The sequence below is a fragment of the Micromonospora lupini genome (genome assembly GCF_026342015.1).
Lineage (GTDB): Bacteria > Actinomycetota > Actinomycetes > Mycobacteriales > Micromonosporaceae > Micromonospora > Micromonospora lupini_B.
Genome location: NZ_JAPENL010000002.1, coordinates 2,123,331 through 2,144,818 on the forward strand (window position 1 = coordinate 2,123,331; position 21,488 = coordinate 2,144,818).

The 21,488-nt window shown below is 72.0% G+C and carries 23 protein-coding genes and 1 pseudogene; 10 read left to right on the forward strand and 14 right to left on the reverse strand.

From position 1 onward, the window contains the following. A pseudogene (locus tag OOJ91_RS24650) lies at positions 1-975 on the reverse strand (sigma-70 family RNA polymerase sigma factor); the annotation flags it as partial. A 206-nt stretch (positions 976-1,181) separates the two neighbouring features. On the opposite strand from OOJ91_RS24650, the gene OOJ91_RS24655 reads away from it, so the two are divergent. Further along, positions 1,182-1,460, forward strand: coding sequence for a hypothetical protein (locus OOJ91_RS24655; RefSeq protein WP_266248556.1), 279 nt, complete (start codon positions 1,182-1,184; stop codon positions 1,458-1,460). A 26-nt stretch (positions 1,461-1,486) separates the two neighbouring features. Here OOJ91_RS24655 and OOJ91_RS24660 read toward each other — a convergent pair whose 3' ends face one another. The 4 genes from OOJ91_RS24660 to OOJ91_RS24675 all read right to left on the reverse strand — a co-directional run bounded on the left by OOJ91_RS24660 (position 1,487) and on the right by OOJ91_RS24675 (position 4,108). Further along, positions 1,487-1,837 carry a DoxX family protein gene (locus OOJ91_RS24660; RefSeq protein WP_266248557.1) on the reverse strand — a complete coding sequence of 117 codons (351 nt, stop codon included), beginning with the start codon at positions 1,835-1,837 and terminating at the stop codon, positions 1,487-1,489. A gap of 130 nt (positions 1,838-1,967) precedes the next feature. Beyond that, positions 1,968-2,735 (reverse strand): hypothetical protein, encoded by a 768-nt coding sequence (locus OOJ91_RS24665; RefSeq protein WP_266248559.1) that lies wholly within the window; start codon positions 2,733-2,735, stop codon positions 1,968-1,970. A gap of 51 nt (positions 2,736-2,786) precedes the next feature. Beyond that, positions 2,787-3,386 (reverse strand): ATP-dependent Clp protease proteolytic subunit, encoded by a 600-nt coding sequence (locus tag OOJ91_RS24670; protein WP_266248561.1) that lies wholly within the window; start codon positions 3,384-3,386, stop codon positions 2,787-2,789. Positions 3,387-3,520: 134 nt separating this feature from the next. Then, complete coding sequence (locus OOJ91_RS24675; RefSeq protein ID WP_266248563.1) at positions 3,521-4,108, reverse strand: helix-turn-helix domain-containing protein; 588 nt, start codon at positions 4,106-4,108, stop codon at positions 3,521-3,523. Between the two features lie 186 nt (positions 4,109-4,294). On the opposite strand from OOJ91_RS24675, the gene OOJ91_RS24680 reads away from it, so the two are divergent. Continuing rightward, the gene (locus tag OOJ91_RS24680; RefSeq protein WP_007455218.1) at positions 4,295-5,308 is read left to right on the forward strand and encodes a potassium channel family protein; all 1,014 of its coding nucleotides are present in this window, start codon (positions 4,295-4,297) and stop codon (positions 5,306-5,308) included. 12 nt (positions 5,309-5,320) lie between these two features. Here OOJ91_RS24680 and OOJ91_RS24685 read toward each other — a convergent pair whose 3' ends face one another. Next, positions 5,321-5,800: a MarR family winged helix-turn-helix transcriptional regulator gene (locus OOJ91_RS24685; RefSeq protein ID WP_266248566.1), complete on the reverse strand. Its 480-nt coding sequence runs from the start codon at positions 5,798-5,800 to the stop codon at positions 5,321-5,323. 82 nt (positions 5,801-5,882) lie between these two features. Between OOJ91_RS24685 and OOJ91_RS24690 the strand changes: the two genes are divergently transcribed. Beyond that, the gene (locus OOJ91_RS24690; RefSeq protein ID WP_266248568.1) at positions 5,883-6,527 is read left to right on the forward strand and encodes an FMN-dependent NADH-azoreductase; all 645 of its coding nucleotides are present in this window, start codon (positions 5,883-5,885) and stop codon (positions 6,525-6,527) included. 70 nt (positions 6,528-6,597) lie between these two features. Here OOJ91_RS24690 and OOJ91_RS24695 read toward each other — a convergent pair whose 3' ends face one another. From OOJ91_RS24695 to OOJ91_RS24705, 3 genes are all read right to left on the reverse strand, one after another. Continuing rightward, a complete protein-coding gene (locus OOJ91_RS24695) occupies positions 6,598-7,632 on the reverse strand; it encodes a 2-oxoacid:ferredoxin oxidoreductase subunit beta (protein WP_266248570.1) in 1,035 nt (344 codons plus the stop codon). After that, positions 7,625-9,472 carry a 2-oxoacid:acceptor oxidoreductase subunit alpha gene (locus OOJ91_RS24700; RefSeq protein WP_266248572.1) on the reverse strand — a complete coding sequence of 616 codons (1,848 nt, stop codon included), beginning with the start codon at positions 9,470-9,472 and terminating at the stop codon, positions 7,625-7,627. Before OOJ91_RS24700 ends, OOJ91_RS24695 begins: the two co-directional genes overlap by 8 nt. A gap of 286 nt (positions 9,473-9,758) precedes the next feature. Continuing rightward, a complete protein-coding gene (locus OOJ91_RS24705) occupies positions 9,759-11,207 on the reverse strand; it encodes a hypothetical protein (protein WP_266248574.1) in 1,449 nt (482 codons plus the stop codon). Positions 11,208-11,335: 128 nt separating this feature from the next. On the opposite strand from OOJ91_RS24705, the gene ndhC reads away from it, so the two are divergent. Next, positions 11,336-11,713 (forward strand): NADH-quinone oxidoreductase subunit A, encoded by a 378-nt coding sequence (ndhC, locus tag OOJ91_RS24710; protein WP_007455225.1) that lies wholly within the window; start codon positions 11,336-11,338, stop codon positions 11,711-11,713. 70 nt (positions 11,714-11,783) lie between these two features. Here the strand turns inward: ndhC and folP are convergent, their stop codons facing one another. After that, positions 11,784-12,653 carry a dihydropteroate synthase gene (gene folP, locus OOJ91_RS24715; RefSeq protein WP_266248577.1) on the reverse strand — a complete coding sequence of 290 codons (870 nt, stop codon included), beginning with the start codon at positions 12,651-12,653 and terminating at the stop codon, positions 11,784-11,786. A gap of 151 nt (positions 12,654-12,804) precedes the next feature. Here folP and OOJ91_RS24720 point away from each other — a divergent pair, with 151 nt between their 5' ends. The 4 genes from OOJ91_RS24720 (at position 12,805) to OOJ91_RS24735 (ending at position 15,249) form a co-directional block, all read left to right on the forward strand. Continuing rightward, entirely contained in the window at positions 12,805-13,470 is a 666-nt protein-coding gene (locus OOJ91_RS24720) for a DivIVA domain-containing protein (RefSeq protein WP_266248579.1), read from the forward strand. Continuing rightward, positions 13,467-13,964 carry an SRPBCC family protein gene (locus tag OOJ91_RS24725; protein WP_266248581.1) on the forward strand — a complete coding sequence of 166 codons (498 nt, stop codon included), beginning with the start codon at positions 13,467-13,469 and terminating at the stop codon, positions 13,962-13,964. The genes OOJ91_RS24720 and OOJ91_RS24725 overlap by 4 nt, the downstream gene beginning before the upstream one ends. A 66-nt stretch (positions 13,965-14,030) precedes the next feature. After that, a complete protein-coding gene (locus OOJ91_RS24730) occupies positions 14,031-14,600 on the forward strand; it encodes a DNA-3-methyladenine glycosylase I (RefSeq protein WP_323178564.1) in 570 nt (189 codons plus the stop codon). 25 nt (positions 14,601-14,625) lie between these two features. Further along, complete coding sequence (locus OOJ91_RS24735) at positions 14,626-15,249, forward strand: hypothetical protein (RefSeq protein ID WP_266248583.1); 624 nt, start codon at positions 14,626-14,628, stop codon at positions 15,247-15,249. Between the two features lie 14 nt (positions 15,250-15,263). Here the strand turns inward: OOJ91_RS24735 and OOJ91_RS24740 are convergent, their stop codons facing one another. Genes OOJ91_RS24740 through OOJ91_RS24755 form a run of 4 tightly spaced genes read right to left on the reverse strand, consistent with a single transcriptional unit; the run spans position 15,264 to position 19,494 of the window. Beyond that, on the reverse strand, positions 15,264-16,505 hold the full coding sequence (locus OOJ91_RS24740) for a DUF1501 domain-containing protein (RefSeq protein WP_266248585.1): 1,242 nt from the start codon (positions 16,503-16,505) through the stop codon (positions 15,264-15,266). A gap of 16 nt (positions 16,506-16,521) precedes the next feature. Further along, the gene (locus OOJ91_RS24745; protein ID WP_266248587.1) at positions 16,522-17,820 is read right to left on the reverse strand and encodes a DUF1800 domain-containing protein; all 1,299 of its coding nucleotides are present in this window, start codon (positions 17,818-17,820) and stop codon (positions 16,522-16,524) included. A gap of 59 nt (positions 17,821-17,879) precedes the next feature. Further along, entirely contained in the window at positions 17,880-18,671 is a 792-nt protein-coding gene (locus OOJ91_RS24750) for an enoyl-CoA hydratase-related protein (protein ID WP_266248589.1), read from the reverse strand. A 4-nt stretch (positions 18,672-18,675) separates the two neighbouring features. Beyond that, positions 18,676-19,494, reverse strand: coding sequence for a PaaX family transcriptional regulator (locus OOJ91_RS24755; RefSeq protein WP_007455243.1), 819 nt, complete (start codon positions 19,492-19,494; stop codon positions 18,676-18,678). A 190-nt stretch (positions 19,495-19,684) separates the two neighbouring features. Between OOJ91_RS24755 and OOJ91_RS24760 the strand changes: the two genes are divergently transcribed. Together OOJ91_RS24760 and OOJ91_RS24765 are read left to right on the forward strand one after the other, a co-directional pair. Beyond that, a complete protein-coding gene (locus tag OOJ91_RS24760; protein ID WP_007455245.1) occupies positions 19,685-19,852 on the forward strand; it encodes a DUF3117 domain-containing protein in 168 nt (55 codons plus the stop codon). Positions 19,853-20,000: 148 nt separating this feature from the next. Next, entirely contained in the window at positions 20,001-21,488 is a 1,488-nt protein-coding gene (locus OOJ91_RS24765; protein WP_266248612.1) for a leucyl aminopeptidase family protein, read from the forward strand.

Sequence of the window (21,488 nt, forward strand, 5' to 3'; positions counted from 1 at the left end):
TCACTCCTGCGAATGCCTGTCGATCGGCAGTCCGAAGAGGGGGAACAGGTCGGCTCGGTGGAACGCCAGCACCGCGGAGACGCCGGCCTTGCTCAGGGTCAGCACCTGCAGCGTGTGCGCGTGGAAGGTGCCGTCTCGTCCGCGGGTGTAGCAGGCGAACGCGGGCTGACCGTTCGCTGAGGTTTCCACCATGATGCGCTGCCCGTCCCCGGGCAGCAGCTTCGCCGTCAGCAGGCGCAGTACGTCCTTGCGACCGTCGAACCAGGTGGGGATCGGCGGCATCTCCCACCGGGTGTCCTGGGTCAGCAGACCTTCCAACGCGACCAGATCGGTCTTCTCGAAGGCCGTGGCGTACTGGTCGAGCAGCGCACGGCGGGCGGGCTCGTCCGGTTCGCTGAACTGCTCCTCGGCCGGTGCCAGCTTGGCCAGCTCCGCACGCGCCCGCTGGAGCGAACTGTTCACCGCCGCTGTCGTCGTATCGAGCAGCTCCGCCACCTCGGACGCCTGCCACGCGAGGACCTCCCGCAGAATCAGTACTGCTCTCTGCCGCGGTGGCAGGTGCTGCAGCGCGGCAACCATCGCCAGTCTGAGGCTCTGCCGGGTCCCCACGACGAGGGCCGGGTCGGCGTTCAGCATGAGATCCGGGAACGGTTCCAGCCAGGTCGCCTCCAGCGCCTGCGCCTCCAGGTGGTCGGGATCGGTGCCAGGGGCCCCCAACGCTGACGGCACCATCCGACGGCTGCTGTGCTGCAACGCGTTCAGACAGACCCGCGTAGCGATCCGATAGAGCCAGGTCTTCACCGATGAGCGCTGCTCGAACTCGGCGAACCCCCGCCACGCACGTAGGTACGCCTCCTGGACCGCGTCCTCCGCGTCGTGCAGCGAGCCGAGCATCCGGTAGCAGTGCGCGACCAGCTCACCCCGGTACTGCGCGAACTCGTCCTCCAGGTTCACGGCATCTCCTCGATCGGCTCCTGACGGGCAACCAGAGCCCCCGGCCCAGGACCACGTCCTACGACGCGATGCCGAGTCCGGGGAGTGCTCCCCCGCAATGACAGCACGCCGCGCACCGGGGGTCAGGCCCAGCACACAGCCGCCAGGGGCCGGAGTAGTCGTGGCGATGAGTTTCCAGGTTTCGCGCGGTCAGTACCAGTGACAGTGAAACCAGCAGGGAGGGCCCGATGAGCGCAACAGTGATCCGCTACGAGACCAAGCCCGACGCGGCAGACGAGAACCAGCGTCTGATTGAGAACGTCTTCGCCGAACTGGCGGCCACGGCACCGCCCGGCCTGCGGTACAGCGCCTTCCGGCTGGCCGACGGGGTCACCTTCGTTCACGTGGTCGACGGCGACGGCCTCACCGACCTGACCGCCTTCCAGGAGTTCCAGCGCACCATCGGGGACCGTCTGGCCGTCGGCCCCACCCGGGACGACGCCACACCGATCGGCTCGTACTCGTAGCGGAGCAGGGCGGCTCGGAAGCCCACCTAGAGGCGGTAGGCCAGGTTCACGGCCAGCGCGGCCAGCACGGTGACGAAGAAGACCGCCCAGCCCAGGAGCTTGCGAGACCCGACCCGCAGGTGCGCGATCAGCGCGCCGACGAAATACAGCACGAGGCCCACGGCCGCGAGTGTCCCCAGCAGTGGCACGGCGAACCCGACCAGCAGTCCCGCCGAGCCCGCCGCCAGCAACAGGCCCAGCACCGGCAGCCACGAATGAGGCACCCGCTTCATGTCCGCCTGGGCCTTGGGATAGTCGTGGCCGATCAGGTAGGTGACCGCGGCGATGGCGGTGAAGACCGAAGCGATGATGGTGACTGTCACGTAAGCGGCGAACATGGATCCTCCTTGTGGTTGTCACCCCAAGGACGGGACAGCGCGGCGAAACGTTACCGCGCAGGCCCACAGCAGACCCCAGAAAACAGCGGTGCCCTCCGGATCGTCCGGAGGGCACCGCGTCGTCGTGGGGTCAGAGGAATTTGTACATCTCCGCGGAGGCCGCCTCGGTGTCGCCGGCGGGCGGCGCGGTCACCGAGACCTGCTCGCCGAAGCCGCTCATCTTCATGTCCGTGACGAGAGCACCGACGCTCTTCGTGGCGATCGTGTACGACAGCGCGGTGAGCCGGCCGTCGGCGTCGACGGTCGCCTCGAAGGGGATCGCCTTCGGGTCCTTCGCCAGCTTGGCAGTGGACTCCAGGCCGTCGCGCATGCCGCCGTCCGGGCCGGCGGCCTCGGCGGCCTTGTTCAGGTCGGCGGTGCCGCTGTAGTGGCCGGGGCTCACCTCCTGGGCGGTCACGATGCCGCCGATGATGCCGGTCTGCGCCTTGAGGTCGAACGACTGGCGCAGCGAGCTGGCCGGCCGGAGCTTGTTGAGGTCGATCTTCATCCAGGGCTTGTCGCCGTCGAGCGAGTCCGACTTGATGTAGGCGGCGTCGCCGATCAGCCGGGCCTCGATGGGCTCCGGAGCGTTGCCGGTGACGTGGATCGCCTTGGCGGCGGGGTCCATCTTGCCGCTGAGGGTGATCGACTGGTTGCCGGCCTTGACCGAGGCGTCCATGGTGACCGTGCCGGCGAGGCTGCGGTCCATGGCCTGCCGGACGGCGGCGACCGGTTCGAGTTTGGTCGTGGCGGGCGCGGCGGAGGGCCCGGACCCTCCGGTGTCGTCGGAGGTGGTGCCGCAGCCGGCCACGAGGACGGCGGCGAGGGCAATCGAAAGGGTAGGGATCAGTCGACGCATAGACGTGACCCTAACCAACGGGCACCACCCGGGGGTGCCTGCCGCGTCGGGTCAGTCTGCCGGTAGCTGCTCGGCTCGGGCGAGCACCCGGTCGATGAGGCCGTACTCCTGGGCCTGCTCGGCGGTGAACCAGCGATCCCGGTCCCAGTCCCGCTGGATCTCGTCGAGCGTCCGTCCACTGTGTTGGGCTATCAGCTCCTGCATCGTCCGCTTCACGTGCAGCATGTTCTCCGCCTGAATGGTGATGTCCGCGGCGGTGCCGCCCATCCCACCGGAGGGCTGGTGCATCATGATCCGCGAGTGCGGCAGCGCGAACCGCTTGCCGGCCGCGCCCGCGCACAGCAGGAACTGCCCCATCGAGCCGGCGAACCCGAGCGCCAGGGTGGCCACGTCGTTGCGGACGTAGCGCATCGTGTCGTACACCGCCATTCCGGCGCTCACCGAGCCGCCCGGCGAGTTGATGTAGAGGTAGATGTCCCGGTCGGCGTCCTCCGCGGCGAGCAGCAGGATCTGCGCGCAGATCTGATTGGCCGACTCCTCGGTCACCTCGCTGCCGAGGAAGACGATCCGCTCCCGCAACAGCCGCTCGAACACCTGATCACCGAAGGTCGGCTGTCCGCCGTCCCGCATCAGCACGCCGTACCCGATCATCTGCCGCCGCCCTCCACCGTGCCGGCGGGCGGGGGACCGCCCGGGGGACCGGCCCCTCAAGCGTGCGGCGACGCCCGGCCGCCGGCCAGGGATTCTGCCGCCGGCAGATCCGCCCAGGGCAGAACCCGGCCGGCCTACACCAGGGTCAGCCGCCGCCGGCCCGCCCGGGCCCGACGGCAGGCCAGCATCTTGGCGGTACGCGGGCCGGAGCGCCCGGCCGGCGCGGAGGCGATCAGCCGAACCCGCAGCCCTGCCCCGCCGACTGTCGACCCGACCGCCGATGCCGGACCGCCGACGTGCAGGATCGGCCCGCCCAGCCGCAGCACCGGCCCGGCCGGCTGCCGGACGGGGGCCGGGACGGCGGCCACGGGTGGCGTCGAGCCACTCGGCTGGAAGCCGATCCGGAAGGTCGAACCGGTCTCGGTGCGCGCCGACGGCACCCGCTCCAGCCGGGCCAGCGCCGCCCGGGGCGCGGCGGGGATGCGCGGTTCGACCCGGCGCAGGTCGTCGCGGGCCTGTTCGAGCAGGTCGGACAGGCGGATGCCGAGTGCCCGGCAGATCGCCGCGAGCACCTCCGACGAGGCCTCCTTGCGGCCCCGCTCGACCTCGGACAGATAGGGCACGGAGACCCCGGCGGACGCGGCCACTTCGCGCAGTGTGCGGCCCTGGCTCTGGCGCAGCCGGCGCAGCACCCCGCCGATAACTCGTCGCAGCAACGACATGCGGACCTCGCTCTCGCGGTCGTCGGAGGAACACCCCCATCATGCCGGTTGTCGGCCCTGCCTACCGACCCCTGCGGATCGGGTCGGCCGTTGGCGGTGGTGCGTCGGCGCGACCCGGGCGCTCAGTCCACGACGTACCCGCTATGTTGTGGTCGTGCAGGCGACGGCGGCGGAACAGGTTCGACGGTGATCCATTTTCCCGCGCAGCGCCGGGGCCCGCTGAGCGCGCTGAGCCTCCGGCTCGCTGCCGCCCTGGGCCTGGTCTTCGCCGTGGTGGCGGCGGTCTACCTGGATCGGGACGGCTACCGCGACGTCAACGAGGACGGCCTCACCCTGCTCGACTGCTTCTACTACGCGGTCGTCTCGCTCTCCACGACCGGCTACGGGGACATCACCCCCGCGGCGCCGTCGGCCCGGCTGGTAAACGTCCTGTTCGTCACCCCGGCCCGGGTGCTCTTCCTGATCATCCTGGTCGGCACCACCCTGGAAGTCCTGACCGAGCAGTACCGGACCGGCCGTCGCCTGTCGCGGTGGAGGAGAGTCGTGAAGGACCACGTCATCATCTGCGGCTACGGCACCAAGGGACGCAGCGCGGTCAACGCTCTGATGGAGAATGGCCTGGACCGGTCGAGGATCGTCGTGGTGGAGCGCAGCAGCGTCGCCCTGCGGCAGGCCACGTCGGCCGGGCTGGTGGCCATCGAGGGTTCGGCCACGCGGTCGTCGGTGCTGAACGAGGCTCATGTCAAGAACGCGAAGGCCGTGATCATCGCGACTGACAGTGACGACGCCTCGGTGCTGGTGGCGCTTACCGTTCGGCAGCTCACCGCCGGGCAGGTCCGGATCATCGCGGCGGCGCGGGAGGCGGAGAACGCCCCGCTGCTCAAGCAGAGCGGCGCGCACCACGTGATCGTCTCCTCGGCGACCGCCGGCCGCCTGCTCGGCCTGTCCACCTCGGCACCGCCGCTTATCGACGTGGTGGAGGACTTGCTCACGCCGGGGCAGGGCATGGCGCTGGCGATGCGTTCGGCCGAACGGGACGAGGTGGGTCGCTCGCCGCGTGAGCTGGACTCGCTGGTGATCGCCCTGGTCCGGCGGGGCAAGGTGGTCACCCTCGCCGACCGGGCCGGTGCGGTGATCGAGACCGGCGACATGCTTGTGCACGTCCGCGACGACCGGCCGCAGTCCACGGCGACTGTCTGACGCTGGCGCGCGTCAGCAGGCGTCGGGCTCCTCGTCGATCGCCGCGCTGCAACTGATCGGTGTCGTGGTGGCGGCACGCCTGAGCAGCTCGTAGAGCGTCTCCCGCTCGGCCGGCTCCAGCGCCCCCAACACCTCGTCCTCGGCACCGGCGAGGGCACATTCCGCCTCTTTGAGGCGTTTTGCACCATCTTCGGTCAGTTCGACGACGTGTCGTCGACGGTCCTGGGGTGACCGCCGCCGCTCGACAAGTTCCTTCGCTTCGAGGTCGTTGAGCAGCCCGACGATGTTGGTGCTGTCCATCTCCAGGGTGGTGGCGAGCGCCTGCTGGCTGGTGCCACCGCCCGCGCGCAGCACCGTGAGCGCGACCAGATGCCGGGGCCGCAGGCCCAGGGGCGCGAGCACCGACTCGGCCCGCAGTCGCATCCGCCGGGCCAGGTGATCCAACAGGGCACCTGAGCGGTGCTCCGAGGGGTTCAACGGCAGCGCGGACATGTGACCCAGTCTACCGACGCCTTGGAACATCTGCCTGCTATAAATAGTTGGTGCAACACAGACGATCCTTGGAGGAGGAATCATGAACCTGCTGCATATCGATTCGAGCATCCGGGGCGACTGGTCGGTCAGCCGGCGACTCACCGCCCGCGCCGCCGCCGCCTGGCGCGCGGCACACCCCGACGGCACGGTGACCTACCGTGACCTGGGCGCCGAGCCGTTGCCGCACCTGGACTCGGAAGGCGGGCTGGCGCGGATGACGCCGCCGGACCAGCACACCCCGGCCCAGCGCGAGTCCTGGGAGCTCAGCGAGCGAATCGTCGACGAGGTGAAGCAGGCCGACGTGGTGCTTCTCGGGCTGCCGCTCTACAACTTCGGCGTCCCCAGCAGCGTCAAGTCCTGGGTCGACCATCTGCTCGTCCCCGGCCTGTCGCACGACCCGACGACCCAGGAGGGTCTGCTCGGCGGCCGCGAGTTCGTGGTGCTGGCGACCCGGGGTGGCGGCTACGGCGAGGGCACCCCGCGGCACGGCTGGGACCACGCGGAGCAGTGGCTTCCGCACGGCCTGTCGATGACCGGCCTGCAACCGCGCTTCATCAGCACGGAGCTGACCCTCGCGCCGTCGGTGCCGGCGATGGCCGGGCTGATCCCGCTGCACGAGGCCAGCCTCGCGGCCAGCGAGAAGGAGATCGACAACCTCTGGACCCCCGTCTCCGCCAGGCGCTGAGGCAGTACGGCACGACGACAGCGGCCGCCCCCGGATTCGGGGACGGCCGCTGTCGTTCAGGTCGGACGGGTCAGAGGATCGTCCACGTGTCGCCGCTGCCCAGCAGACCGGCGAGCTGCTGCTCGGGGGTCTCGGTGACAGTCGCCCTGGCGGCCGCGAGCTGGTCCTGGACCACACTGTCGTAGGACGGCCGGTCCACGGACCGGAACACCCCGATCGGGGTGTTGCGCAGGTCCAGGCCGGGCAGCCGGGACAGCGCGAACGCGTACGCCGGGTCGGTGACCGTCGCGTCGTGCACGACGATCTCCTCCGGGCGCACCGAGCTGGTCTCCCGGACCTCCAGCCCGAACGCGCCCGGCGGGTGCACCACGCAGAACTGCCCGTCGGCACCGAAGGTGATCGGCTGCCCGTGCTCCAGGCGGATCAGGTAGTCGTCCCGGGTGGACGGGTCCTTGAGCTGCTCGAACGCCCCGTCGTTGAAGATGTTGCAGTTCTGGTAGATCTCCACGAACGCCGAACCCTCGTGCTCGGCGGCCGCCCGCAGCACCGACTGCAGGTGCTTGCGGTCGGAGTCGATGGTCCGACCGACGAAGCTGGCCTCCGCGCCGAGGGCCAGCGACAGCGGATTGAACGGCGCGTCGGCCGAGCCGGCAGGCGTCGACTTGGTGACCTTGCCGACCTCGGACGTCGGCGAGTACTGACCCTTGGTCAAACCGTAGATCCGGTTGTTGAACAACAGGATCTTGAGGTTGACGTTGCGCCGCAGCGCGTGGATCAGGTGGTTACCGCCGATCGACAACGCATCACCGTCACCGGTCACCACCCACACCGACAGATCCGGCCGGGACACCGACAGGCCCGTCGCGATCGCCGGCGCACGACCGTGGATCGAGTGCATCCCGTACGTGTTCATGTAGTACGGGAAACGCGACGAGCAGCCGATCCCGGAGACGAACACCGTCCGCTCCCGCGGAATGTTCAACTCCGGCATGAACTGCTGGATCGCCGCCAGGATCGCGTAGTCACCACACCCGGGGCACCACCGCACCTCCTGGTCGGACTTGAAGTCCTTCGCGGTGAGCTTGAGAGCGACAGGCTCAGACATTCTTCAGGACCTCTTCCAGCGTCGTCTCCAGCTCGGCGGCCGTGAACGGCAGACCGCGGACCTGGTTGTAGCTGATCGCGTCGACCAGGTAGCGGGCCCGGATGACGTGGGCGAGCTGACCCAGGTTCATCTCCGGGATGACCACCTTGTCGTAGGAGCGCAGCACCTCGCCGAGGTTGGCCGGCATCGGGGCGAGGTGCCGCAGGTGCGCCTGGGCGATGGACAGCCCGCGCTGGCGCACCCCGCGGCAGGCCGCGCCGATCGGGCCGTACGTGGAGCCCCAGCCCAGCACCAGCACCCGGGCGTCGCCGTCCGGGTCCTCCACCTCGATGTCCGGCACCGGAATCGTCTCGATCCGGGCCGCCCGGGTACGCACCATGAAGTCGTGGTTCGCCGGGTCGTACGAGATGTCACCGGTCTTGTCGGCCTTCTCCAGCCCACCGATCCGGTGCTCCAGCCCCGCCGTGCCCGGAATCGCCCACGGCCGGGCCAGGGTCTCCGGATCGCGCAGGTACGGCAGGAAGGTGGTGCCGTCGTCGCCGTTGGGCTCGGTGGCGAACTCGACCCGCAGGTCGGGCAGCGACTCCACGTCGGGCAGCAGCCACGGCTCCGAGCCGTTCGCCACGTAGTTGTCCGACAGCAGGATCACAGGCGTCCGATACGTCAACGCGATCCGGGCCGCCTCCAACGCCGCGAAGAAACAGTCCGACGGCGACTTCGGCGCGATCACCGCGACCGGCGCCTCGCCGTGCCGCCCGTACAACGCCATGTTCAGGTCGGCCTGCTCGGTCTTGGTCGGCATCCCCGTCGACGGGCCGGCCCGCTGCACATCCACGATCACCAGCGGCAGCTCCAACGCCACCGCCAGCGAGATCGTCTCGCTCTTGAGCGCCACACCCGGACCGGACGTGGTCGTCACCCCCAGGGCCCCGCCGTACGACGCGCCCAACGCCGCCCCGACCGCAGCGATCTCGTCCTCGGCCTGCATGGTCAGCACACCGAAGCGCTTGTGCTTGCTCAGCTCGTGCAGGATGTCCGACGCCGGCGTGATCGGATACGCCCCGAGGAAGACCGGCAGCCCGGAGCGGACCCCGGCGGCGACCAGGCCCAACGAGAGCGCGGCGTTGCCGGTGATGTTGCGGTAGGTGCCCGGCTGCATCTTGGCCGGCTTGACCTCGTAGCGGACCGCGAAGTCCTCGGTGGTCTCGCCGAAGTTCCAGCCGGCCCGGAAGGCGGCAACGTTCGCGGCGACCAGCTCGGGGCGGGCCGCGAACTTACGCTCCAGGAACCGCAGGGTCGACTCGTACGGTCGCGAGTACATCCAGGAGAGCAGGCCGAGGGCGAACATGTTCTTCGACCGCTCGGCGTCCTTCTTGGACACCTGCAACTCGGTAAGCGCCCCGACAGTCATCGAGGTCAGGGCCACCGGGTGCACGACGTAGCCGGCCAGCGAGTCGTCGTCAAGCGGGCTGCTCTGGTAGCCGACCTTGGCCAGGTTGCGCTTGGTGAACTCGTCGGTGTTGACGATGATGTCCGCGCCGCGCGGCAGGTCGGCCAGGTTGGCCTTGAGGGCGGCCGGGTTCATCGCCACCAGCACGTGAGGGGAGTCGCCAGGCGTGAGGATGTCGTAGTCGGCGAAGTGCACCTGGAAGCTCGACACGCCGGGCAGGGTGCCGGCGGGAGCCCGGATCTCGGCGGGGAAGTTCGGCAGCGTGGAGATGTCGTTGCCGAGCTGTGCCGTCTCCGAGGTGAACCGGTCGCCGGTCAACTGCATGCCGTCGCCGGAGTCACCGGCGAACCGGATGACCACTCGGTCGAGTTGACGGATCTGCTTGGTCACTGTGCCACCTTCGTTCGCGACTGCGGGACCTCGCCCTGCCCGGCCACGGGACCTCCCTGACGCAACGCTGTACCGCACCGCCCCAGGCTGGTCCGGTCCGCTGTCGTTCCTCACTGAGAGCCTACGTCGAACGGACCCCCGTCCCTCCCCGGAGGTCCGCCGACTGAGACCCGATCAACGCCGAATATGCCCAATATTGCGGTGTTTCGCCCCGCCCGCCGTAATTCAGATCACCGTCCCCGGCCGGCCGCGACGCCGGCCGGGGACGGCCCGGGTCGTCGATCGGTCAGTCGGTGGGCGGAGCGGTGGGCTCGGCCGCCGACCCGCCGAGGCGGCGGCGCAGCGAGGTGGTCGCGAGCGTGAGGGCCAGCACCACCAGCAGCGCGGAGACCGCGATCAGGATGACCGCGGTGCGCTGCACCGAGGTCATGCCACCGTCGTCGTCGGTGGTGGCGCCCGCCGGGAGTACGCCCTGGGAGCCGGTCGGCGCGGGCGGCGAGACGACAGGCGTGGCCAGCGCTGCCGCCGCGGTGATGCGGAAGCTCATCTGCACCCGCCGGGTCGCGCCGTTGCGCGGGTCGAGCTGACCGATCACCGCCCCGGACAGCGGCGCCTCCCGCTGGGCCTGGGCGGTCGCCTCCACGGGCAGCCGCAGCTCGCGGGTCTCGCCGGCCGCCAACAGGCCCGCGTCGCACCGGGTGCGGGACGCCTCGACCGCCACGCAACCCGCCGGTGGGGTCGGCACGCTCACCCCGGCCGGCAGGATCACCTCCACCAGGCCGGCGGCGTCCACCGTGCCGGTGTTGACCAGCCGCACCGCGAGGGTGCTCGCCGCGCCGCTGATGTCGAACGCGACCTCGTCCGCGGCCAGCGAGATCCCGGGCACCGGCGGGCCGGGCGGGAACAGCACCGCGAAGCCCTGGTCGTCGGCCACCTCGCCGGGCACCCCCGGCGCGTCCGCGACGACCTGCACGGAGCCGCTGAGCGGCATCCGCTCCCAGGCGTTGCCGGCGACCCGCAGCCGGATCAGGCTGCTGAACCGGACGCCCGCCTCGGCCGTCCAGGCCCCGCAGCGGTACGCGCCACCGCCCGCGGCGACGCACCCCTTCGTCCCGGCGTCGCTGAGCCCCGCCGGCAGGGTGTACGACAGCCGGACCCGCTGCGCGGCGGTGCCTGTGTTCGCCACGGTGACCCGCAGCGTGGTGGTGGTGCTTGTCGCGTTCCAGTACGCCTCGGGGAGGGTGACGTCCTCGGTGGTCACCTGCACGCCCAGTGGGCTCGGCGCCGGCGTGCCACCTTGCGCGGGCGGGTTGACCGGGGGCACCGGGGGCGCCGGCGGTCCGGGCGTCGGCGTCCTGGTGCTGCCGCCCGGGGCGGGAGCGGTGGTTGTCGGCGCCGAAGGCACGTTCGGCGCGGTGGTCTGCGGAGGCGCCGGCGGCGTCGTCTCCGGTGGTGGCGCGGTGGTCGCCGGGGCCGGGTCGGTAGGCGCGGGATCGCCGCCCGGATCCTCGGTCGGGGTGGGCTCCTCCGCCGGACTGGTCTCCGGGTCCGGATCGGGTTCGGGCGCCGACTCCGTCATGGCGGCGATCGGGTGGGTGTGCGGCACCGCCGCGCTGGCGAGGGTCGGAGCTGCGGCGAGCGCCGCGAGCAGCCCGAGCGCGAGCGAGGTCACCAGCAGGGGCGCGGGAGGTCGCCCCGCAGCCCGGCGTTCGGGCGATACCTTCACGCGGGCCATCTGTCCTCCGGTGCCATGGGTGGATGTCCAATGTTCGTTAACAGTTGCCTCGGTGCACTAGTCCCACCCGGAAACAAATCCGTAACGTGTTTGGGACGGCCCGTTCGGGTGGGCGGTAGGCTCCCGATGTGACCGGTTACCTGGGCTCGTACGCGACGCTCGGGCTCTTGCTGCTCGTCAGTGTCCTGTTCTTTGTGACGGCGTTCTCGGCCAACCGGGTGTTACGTCCCGCCCGTCCGGCCGACCCGTTCGGCAAGCGGACCAGCTACGAGTGCGGGCTCGACCCGGTCGGCGCGGACTGGGCGCAGATGCAGATCCGCTACTACGTCTACGCCTATCTGTACGTGCTGTTCGCGGTCGAGGCGGTGTTCCTCTTCCCGTGGGCGGTGGTCTTCGACAGGCCCGGCTTCGGCCTGGTCACGGTGGTGGAGATGGCGGTGTTCGTGGCGGTGCTCGCCCTCGGCATCCTCTACGCCTGGCGTAGGAACATCCTGCGCTGGACCTGAGCGCCGGGGCCTCCGGCGATCGTGCCGCTCCGCCGGCCGTTCACATCGGTTGCCGCACCGACCGGACGACTCAGGCCAGACCCCGCCGGGTCGCCGCGGGCGGACGGTCGCCACGGATCGAGGCGACCATGTCCAGCACCCGACGGGTGGGCCCGACCTGGTGGGCCCGGAACACCCGAGCGCCCAACCAGGCGGAGACCGCCGTCGCCGCCAGCGTGCCCTCCAGCCGCTCGGCCACCGGCAGGTCCAGCGTCTCGCCGACGAAGTCCTTGTTGGAGAGCGCCACCAGCACCGGCCAACCCGTCGCGGTCAGCTCGTCAAGCCGCCGGGTGATCTCCAGGGAGTGCCTGGTGTTCTTGCCGAAGTCGTGCGCCGGGTCGATGAGGATGCCGTCGGGGCGTACCCCCGCCGCCACCGCGCGCTCGGCGAGCCCGGTCACCGTCTCGACCACGTCGGCGACCACGTCGTCGAAGGCGGCCCGGTGCGGCCGGGTCCGGGGGACCAGCCCGCCGGCGTGCGAACAGACCAGGCCGGCGCCGGTGTCCGCCGCGACCCGGGCGAGCGCCGGGTCGGCGCCCGACCAGGTGTCGTTGAGCAGGTCCGCGCCGGCCGCCACCGCCTCCGTCGCGACTTCGGCCCGCCAGGTGTCGATGGAGATGACCACCTCCGGGAACGCGGCCCGTACGGCGGCGATGGTGTCGACCGTGCGCCGGATCTCCTCGGCCACGTCCACCTCGGTGCCCGGCCCCGCCTTGACCCCGCCGATGTCGATGATCGCCGCGCCCTCGTCGACAGCCCGCTCGACGGCGCGCAGCGCGCTGTCGGCGCCGAAGGTGGCGCCCCGGTCGAAGAACGAGTCCGGTGTGCGGTTGACGATGGCCATCACCACCAGCTCACCCGGGGCGAACGTCCGCCCACCAAGCCGAAGTGCCCCGGCCATGACGCCTCCCGACTGTCCGCACCGTCGCCGCTGCTCCGGCCGTCACCGACGCTAGCCGGTCGGTCGGTCGCCGAGCCGGGCGGGCGTGGACGTCGATGGTGATCGGGGTGGTGGGGTCGCTCCCAGCCGGCTGTCGTGCCACGATCAGTGCATGGGTCAGCTTCTGCTCCTCCTGGTCGTGGCGTTGACTGTCGCGGCGGTGGTTTTCGGCGTGACGGTGTTGGTCAGTGGCCGGGATCCCGGTCTCGCGTCGACCGAACCGGATTCGCAGGCCATCCCCCTGCCGGCCACCCGGCCACTGAGGGAATCCGATGTGGGCGCGGTCCGGTTCGACACCGGGTTGCGCGGGTACCGGATGGCCCAGGTCGACCAGGCGATGCGCCGTGCGGCCTACGACATCGGCTACAAGTCCGAGCTGATCGGCGTGTTGGAGGCGGAGGTCATCGCGTTGCGCGAGGGCCGCACCGACGACGCGGACGCGCTGCGCCAGGCCCGGGAGCAGGCCGCCGGGGCGGTGCCGGACGCGACCGCGGCGGAGCCGGACGAAACTGCGGCGCCGGCCGAGGGCACGGCGGCTGACGACGGCACGGTGCCGGCCGAGGCGGACGCCCTGCCCGCCGCCACCTCCTCCGCGGCCGACTCCGACGGGGTGGCGCCGGCCGAGAGCGAGCCGACCGCCGCCCACAAGCCGACCGACGACGCGCCGGCCGCTGACGCGCCCACGGCCCGCACGCCGAGCGCTGACGAGCCGGCCGGGGACGAGCCGGCCGGTGATGCCGGGCAGCACGGCGCGGTGGTCCGGTCGGAGTCGGCGTGACCGGCCCGGAGGGCGCTGATGATCTTCAGGAGGCGGCGCAACCCGGCGCCGGCGAGGTGACCGCCACGGTCATCGTCAACGCCCCGGCGGCCCGGGTCTTCGCCGCGTTGCTCGCCTGGGAACGGCAGTCGGACTGGATTCCGTTCACCCAGGTCCGGGTCGTCGAGGGCGACGGGCGCGAGGGCAGCCGGATCGAGGCGGTGACCGCGCTCGGCCGGGCGACGCTCCGCGACGAGATGCGGGTGGTCCGGGTCGACGAGCCGTACGAGATCGGCGTGGTGCACCACGGCCAGGTGCTGCGTGGCCCCGGTGTCCTGCGCTGCACCCAACTCGGCGAGACCCGCACCCAGGTCGTCTGGCACGAGTGGTTCCACCTGCCGGGCGGCCGGGCCGGTCGACTGGCGTGGCCGGTGCTCTGGCCCGGCTCCAAGCTGGGCCTCACCCAGGCGCTCAAGAGGTTCGGCCGTCTGGTCGAGCAGGGCCGACTGCCCTGACCGTTCCGCCGGCCGGGTGAGCCCGACGGTGCGGGGCTGTCGGTGCGATGGCCTAGCGTGTGCGACGTGAGTGACCTGGTGATCGGCGCCGACGGGCTGGCCCGCTGCGCCTGGGGGGCGAGCACCCCCGACTACGCCGTCTACCACGACACCGAGTGGGGGCGGCCGCTGCGCGGCGACGACGCGCTCTACGAACGAATGACCCTGGAGGCGTTCCAGTCGGGGCTGTCCTGGCTGACCATCCTGCGCAAACGCCCGGCGTTCCGGCTGGCCTTCGACGAGTTCCACATCGCCACAGTGGCGGGCTACGGCGAGGCCGACGTGACCCGGCTGCTCGCCGACGCCGGCATCGTCCGCAACCGGGCCAAGATCGAGGCCGCCATCGCCAACGCCCGCGCCGCGCTGGAGCTGCCCGACGGGCTGTCCGCGCTGCTCTGGTCGTTCGCGCCGGAGCGCAGGCCGGCCCGCCCCGCCTCGTTCGCCGAGCTGGCGCCGATCACCCCGGAGTCGACAGCCATGGCCAAGGCGCTCAAGAAGCGCGGCTTCCGGTTCGTGGGGCCGACCACCGCGTACGCCCTCATGCAGGCCACCGGGATGGTCGACGATCACATCGTCGGCTGTCACGTCACCCGCTGACCGGCGGCGTGATGGGATGGCAGGCATGACGACCGAGACCGCGTACCGGGCCGGGGCGGCCGGCCCCGCCGACGGGCCGGGCACCTGGGCCGTGCTGCTGCCCCCGGAGCGTTACGAGGCCGAGCGGCTCGTGCACCACGACAGCCTGGAGCTGACCGGGCTGACCGACGTCGGGCGTCCCGTCCTGGGCGATCGGGTGGCGGTGCTTGCCGACGCGCCGCCGCGACTGGTGGCCCTCGGCCGGGTCACCACGCCGACGCGGCGGCACTCCGAGGATCCGGACGATCCGCAGTCCGACATCGAGTCGGGGGCGCTCGTCGTGACGTACACCCGGCGGGCCTTCGACGAGCCGGTGCCGACCGACCCGCTCACCCTCGACGGGCCGGTCACCGCGCTGGAGCCGGCCGCGTTCCGGGCGCTGGCCGAGCAGCTCGGCCCGCCCCCGGCGCGGCGCACCTGGCTGGTCAGCCTCGACCTGCCGATCGAGGCCGGCACGCCGGCCGAGGCGGTGCGCCTGTTCTGGTCGTACGTGCAGGAGCTGGGGCCGCGCGAGCTGCCCGCCTTCGTGTCACCGGCCGGCGACGAGCTGGCCATGCAGGCGTTCGTGCTGGGCGCGGCGGCCAACCAGGACCCGGAAGAGGACGACTAGCAGCCGGGCTCGGCTTAGAACAGCTTGTCGAGTCGTCCCCGCCAGTCGGCGAGCACCGGGCCGGGGTCGGTGTCCAACACCCGCTCCAGCAGCGTGGCGTAGACGTCCCGGAAGTCGGTGGTGTATTTCAGGTCGCCGTCGTCGAGGTCGGTGAGGCTGGGCGCGTCCCCGTGCCAGCCGCCGCGCACCCCAGCGCCGAGCAGCAGCATGTCGGAGGCCGTGCCGTGGTCGGTGCCGTCCGAGGCGTTGGCCCGGACCCGGCGACCGAACTCGGAGTAGACCGCCACCACCACCTTGCGGCCGGCCTCGCTGCGACTCATCCGGTCGGCGAACCCGGTCAACGCCCGGTCCAGTTGGCCCAGCAGAACGGCCTGCAACTGCTTCTCGTCGGCGTGCGTGTCGAAGCCTCCCAGCGACACCGAGAAGACCCGCGTGGACACCTCCGCCTCCACGCACTGCGCGACCAGGTCCAGCTGCGCGTCCAGCGGGGTTCGTGCCCCGCCGGTGGCCGTCGCGGGCGCCTGCTCACCGTCCGGGTCGTCCGCCTCCGTGGCGGTGGAGTCGCGTACCTGGCGGATCATCTCGTCCACCGACCGCATGTCTCCGAAGCAGGCCGCGGCCCGGGCCTGAGCCGGCGATTCGCCCGCCTCGGCGGCGGCGAACGCGGCGAGCGTCTCCGCCGAGAGCCCCTTGGCGGCCTTGCGGTCGGTCACCGGTACGGCGGCGCCCGCGCTGTGCGCACCGGCCAGCAGCGGCGGCAGCGCCGGCTCGAACGACACCGCCAGTCGGGGGTCGCCGCCCGCCCCGTCCAGCCAGCGGCCGAGCCAGCCGGTGTTGCCGGGCCGGTCCGGTTGCGCCGTGTGCCAGATGTCCATCGACCGGAAGTGGCTGCGGTCCGGCTTCGGGTAGCCGATTCCGCGCACGATCGCCAGCCCGCCCTTCGACCAGCGCTGGTGCAGGCCCTCCAGGGCCGGGTTGAGGGCGAAGTCGTCGTCCAGCCGCCGCACCTCGCCGTCGGGGTACGCCAGTTCGGGTCGGGCCGCCCGGTAGGCCGGGTCGCCGTACGGGATGACGGTGTTCAGGCCGTCGTTTCCGCCGTACAGGGTGACAAGCACAAGCGTGCGCGACTGCGGGTCACGGTCTCCGGAGGTGTCCAGCAGGTCCCGCAGGCCGTACGCGCCGGCGCCGGCGGCCAGCGCGCCCGCGCCCACCACCCCGCTGGTGAGCAGGAACCTGCGTCGGGTCAGGGCGTCCATATCTCGACTCCTCCGCTCAACTGACTGTGTACTCGGGGCTGACCAGGCCGGCTGCCAGCAGCTTGCGCGGCTCGCCGGCCAGCGGTGTGAGCGCGGCCCGGGTGCGGGCGCCCCAGCCGTCGACGACAAGCAGTCGGGCCAGGGCGTCCGGCCGGCCGGCGGTGGGCGCGGCGGTCAGCCGGGCCAGCACCGCCGGGGTGGCCGCGGTGGCCAGCATCCCGGCCATCCGGAGCCGGGCCTGCAACGACGAGGTGGTCAGCCACGCGGCGCCGGCCGGCCAGCCGCCCACGCTGGGCGGCCGCAGCGGCACCTGGTCCAGCGCGTTCAGGCCGGAGAGCAGTTGTTTGCGCTGCTGCTCCGGCAGAGCCGAGGGCCGGACGCCGAGCTGTCGCAGCGCGCCGACCAGCCACTCCACCGGCTGTTTCACGAGAGTGCCCCGGGTCTGGGCGAAGGCCGGCGACGAGAACAGCGCGCGCAGGGTCGCGACGGTGTCCGCGCCGGCCAGGCCGTCCGGCGTCGGGACGTCGGTGCCGGCGTAGCGGAACCAGAGCCGCCCGGCCACGAACGTGGCCGCCGCCGGCTGGGCGGCCAGCAGTCCGGCGTACGCCTCGGCGTCGAAGCGGCCGGTCTGCCCCAGGATCGTCTTCTCCCCGGGGTCGTGCCGCTTGGCCTCGAAGCGGGCGACGCCCGTGCGCCGGTCCACAGTCCAGCCGGTCAGCGCCCGCGCGCCGGCCTTCACGTCGGCCTCCGTGTAGGCGCCGATGCCGAGCGTGAACAGCTCCATCAGCTCGCGCGCCAGGTTCTCGTTCGGCGCCTTGCGGGTGTTCTTCTGCCCGTCCAGCCAGACGATCAGAGCCGGGTCGCGCACCATCGCGGCGACAAGTGGGGCCAGCGGCCCGCGCCCGTGGCGGCGCAGCGTGTCCACCTGGCCGAGCATCATCCGCGCCGACTTGACCTTCTGCGCGCTCGTGGCCCAGTGCCCGTGCCAGAAGAAGAGCAGCTTCTCGGTCAGCCCGTCCTCGGCGGCGACCATCCGGTCCAGCCACCAGAGGGTCACCTGCTGGAGCTGCTCCCGGCGCTGGGCGTTGGCCTTCTGCCGCTGCTCGCGGGTGGACTCCTTGGTCAACGCGGCGTACGGGTCCGCGGGCAGCGTCGGCGGCGGGGTGGCCGCCGCGCCCCGGTCGGCCCGAGCCGGGGCGAGCAGGTTGTCCAGGGTCGCCGCCGGCCCGGCCCGCTCGGCCGCGTCCACCTCGTCGGCGGTCGGCCCGAAGGTCGCCCGACGCAGCAGGTGCGCCACCGCTTCACGATCGCTCATGTGGTCCGACGCTAGGCGGCCCGCGTACGAGGACGGTAAGGGCGGGGTGCGAATCGCGTTCAGTGTCCCTCGAAGACCGGTTTCTGCTTGGCGACGAACGCGAGCGTGGCCGCCCGGTGGTCGGCGGTGGCGCCGCAGATCGCCTGGGCCTGCGCCTCGGCCGAGAGGGCGTCGGCGAGGGTGCCGGCGTCGGCGATCGAGAGCTGCCGCTTGATGGCCCCGTACGCCACTGTGGGGCCGGCGGCGAGCCGGGCGGCCAGCTCCTGCGCGACCGGCAGCACCTGCTCGTCGTCGTCCGTCAGGCGCGTGATCAGCCCCAGCCGGCAGGCCTCCTCGGCGCGGACCGGCTCGGCCAGCATCAGCAGCTCGACGGCCTTGGCGTGGCCGACCAGCCGGGGCAGCGTCCAGGAGGCGCCGGTGTCGGCGGCCAGACCGACCTTGGCGAACGCCATCAGGAAGCTGGTGCTCGGGCCGCCGATCCGGATGTCGGCGAGGAAGGCCAGCGACGCGCCTGCCCCGGCGGCCATGCCGCGGACCGCTGCCACCACCGGCTTGGGCAGGTTGGCCAGCCGGGCGGCGATCGGGTTGTAGTGCGCCCGCACGGTGTCCAGCGGCTTGCCGGAGGAGTTGCCCAGGGTGGCCACGTGCTCGCGCAGGTCCTGCCCGGCGCTGAACGCCCCACCGGCCCCGGCCAGGACGACCGCCCGGCAGGACCTGTCGGTCTCCAGTTCGGCGAGCGTGTCCCGCAGCGCCTCCTTGAGCGCCAGGTCGAGCGCGTTCATCGCCTGCGGCCGGTTCAGGGTGAGGGTGACGACGGCGTCGGTCCGGTCGACGAGCAACGGCTCGGTCACGTGTCTAACGACCCTTCTGTCGAACGATGCGGTTGCCGGCGTCGAGGCACTGCTCGACGTACCGGTCGGCGGCCGGACGCAGGCGGGCCGCGTGCCGGTCGAAGAAGCTGGCGGCGGCGGTACCGGGCCAGCGCTCGGGGAGCAGCGCCGGGGGCAGCTGTGGATCCCGGAACAGGAAGGTACGCCACGCGTGCACGAGCCGGAACCGGGCCGCGTACGCCTCCTCGTCGCTGCTGCGCACGGTGACCGCGCCGAGGAGGGGTCGCTGGTCGGCGACGAACCGCTCGTAGGCGCGGCCGATCTCGGCCAGGTCCCAGGCGCGGCGGACGACGCCCATCGCCCCCGGGGTGCCGGAGAAGTGCGAGGCCGTGAACCGCTCGAACCGGATGCCGGCCTCGGCCAGCAACAGGTCGACGTCCTCGGCGGGCCGGGTCGCCACCCAGGTCTGCTCGTCGAGCGTGCCGTAGCCGAGGAAGCTGAGGGTGGCCGCGAGTCGCTGCCGGTCCCGCCGGGAACCCGGGGCGTCGAGCACGAGCAGATCGAACCGCCCGTCCCAGGTGACCCGGCCGGTCCGGTAGATCCGGGCCGCCGCCTCGTCCAGTCGGCGGGCAGCTTTTGGTGTGATCGAATATCCCGGTCCGGAGGCCAGCCGGAGCGGGTCGAGCCAGCCTTGACGCACCATCCGGGACACGGCGGTGCGAACGGCGGGCGGCGCGATTCCCAACGGTGCCAGTAGCTTGACCAGGGCGGCGACCGGTGCCCGGCCACCCCTCGGTCGGAGGTGGTCGCCGTACAGGTCGAAGAGTGCCGACCGTGCCTGCATGACCGCACATTGTGACAGGCCTTCTCAAGATAAGCTAGATGCTGTTACATCAATGCTGCTCCGGTTTGGGTCCGGCGGTGTTCATCAGGGAAAATCGTCTGTCGACACCCCCGCGACCGTTGCGGGTGGTCGTGACGAAGTGGCTGTGGGGCAACCCACCGACCCTGGTGTAGGTCTGAGGGGAGACAACATGGCGGCGATGAAGCCGCGGACGGGCGACGGTCCGCTGGAAGTCACCAAGGAGGGTCGGGGCATCGTCATGCGGGTCCCGCTGGAGGGCGGTGGCCGGCTCGTCGTCGAGATGACTCCCGACGAGGCCAACGCGCTCGGTGACGCGTTGAAGGCAGCCGCCGGCTGAGTGAGGGACGACCCGGACGGCGTACGCCGCCCGGAGCGTTTCCTGGACCCTGAGCCACCGGGATCGCCGGTGGCTCAGGGTCTCATCGGTGTGGGCGGGCGCTGGCCCGGTCCCACTCTGCGACATTTCCTGGGAGGTACGGTTCCGCGTGCTCGCCATCCGTCCGCTCGCCGAGCCCGATCGGCTCGACGTCCTCGTCCTGCCCGTCCGACCCACCGATCAGGCGGCGGGAGGTGCAGCCGGAGGTGACGCCTCGGCGGAGCCGGCGCCCGTCGCCGTGACGCCGCCGGACGGCACCGCCGACGAGGCTGCCGCGCTGGTGCCGGTCGCCCGACTGAGCGGCCGGGCGGGCGAGATCCGCACCCACCTGCGTCCCGGGCGCAGCCCCGGTCGGCTGGTGCTGCTCGGTATCGGCGACGGCGGAGAGTCGTCCTGGCGGGCTGCCGGCGCGGCCCTGGCCCGCTCCGCGGCAGATGAGACGCACATCACTATCGCGCTACCGGCCGAGGTGACCACCGACGCGGTCCGTGGGCTGACCGAGGGGCTGCTGCTCGCCTCGTACCGGTTCCGGCTGGCCGAGGCCGACGACACTCCCGCGCTCGGCAGCGTCGACCTGCTGCTCGACGACCCGGAGGCGTACGAGACCACCGTGGCCACGGCGCGGACCACCGCCGCGATGACCCGCCTCGCCCGCGACCTGACCAACACCCCCTCCTCGGTGAAGACCCCGCAGTGGTTCGCCGACCAGGTGGCCTCCGCCGCCGCCGACCTGCCGGACCTGCGCCTGACGGTGCGCGACCCGGCCCAACTGGCCGCGGAGGGCTTCGGTGGAATCCTCGCCGTGGGCGGCGGCTCGGCCAGCGGCCCGCGGCTGGTCGAGATGGACTGGCATCCCGCGAACGCGCGCACCCACGTGGTGCTGATCGGCAAGGGCATCACCTTCGACACCGGCGGCCTCTCGATCAAACCGGTGCCGGCGATGAAGCTGATGCGCAAGGACATGGCCGGTGCGGCGGCGGTCGTCGCCGCCACCCTCGGCGCGGCGGCGCTGCGCCTGCCGGTCCGCGTCACCACCCTCGCCCCGCTCGCCGAGAACATGGTCAGCGGCTCGGCGTTCCGCCCGGGCGACGTGATCCGGCACTACGGCGGGACGACAAGCGAGACGACCAACTCCGACGCCGAGGGCCGCCTGGTCCTCGCCGACGCGCTGGCGTACGCGGTGCGGCAGCTCAAGCCCGATCTGCTGATCGACCTGGCGACCCTCACCGGCGCGAACGCCGTGGCGCTGGGCAAGCGCACCGCCGCCCTCTACAGCGAGAACGACGACCTGGCCGCCGACCTGCTGGCCGCGATCGGGGCGGCCGGCGAGGCGGCCTGGCGGATGCCGCTGCACACCGACTACGTCGAGTACCTGGGCAGCGAGATCGCCGACCTCTACAGCGCGCCCACCCAGGGCGCCGGATCGGTGCTGGCCGCGCTCTACCTGCGCGAGTTCACAGGCGAACTCCGGGACCGCTGGCTGCACCTGGACATGTCCGCCCCGTCCTGGGCGGACGGCGACCAGGCCGAACTCACACGCGGTGCGACGGGCTGGGGCGTCCGCTCCCTGCTGCGCTGGCTGGCCGACGTCGACTGA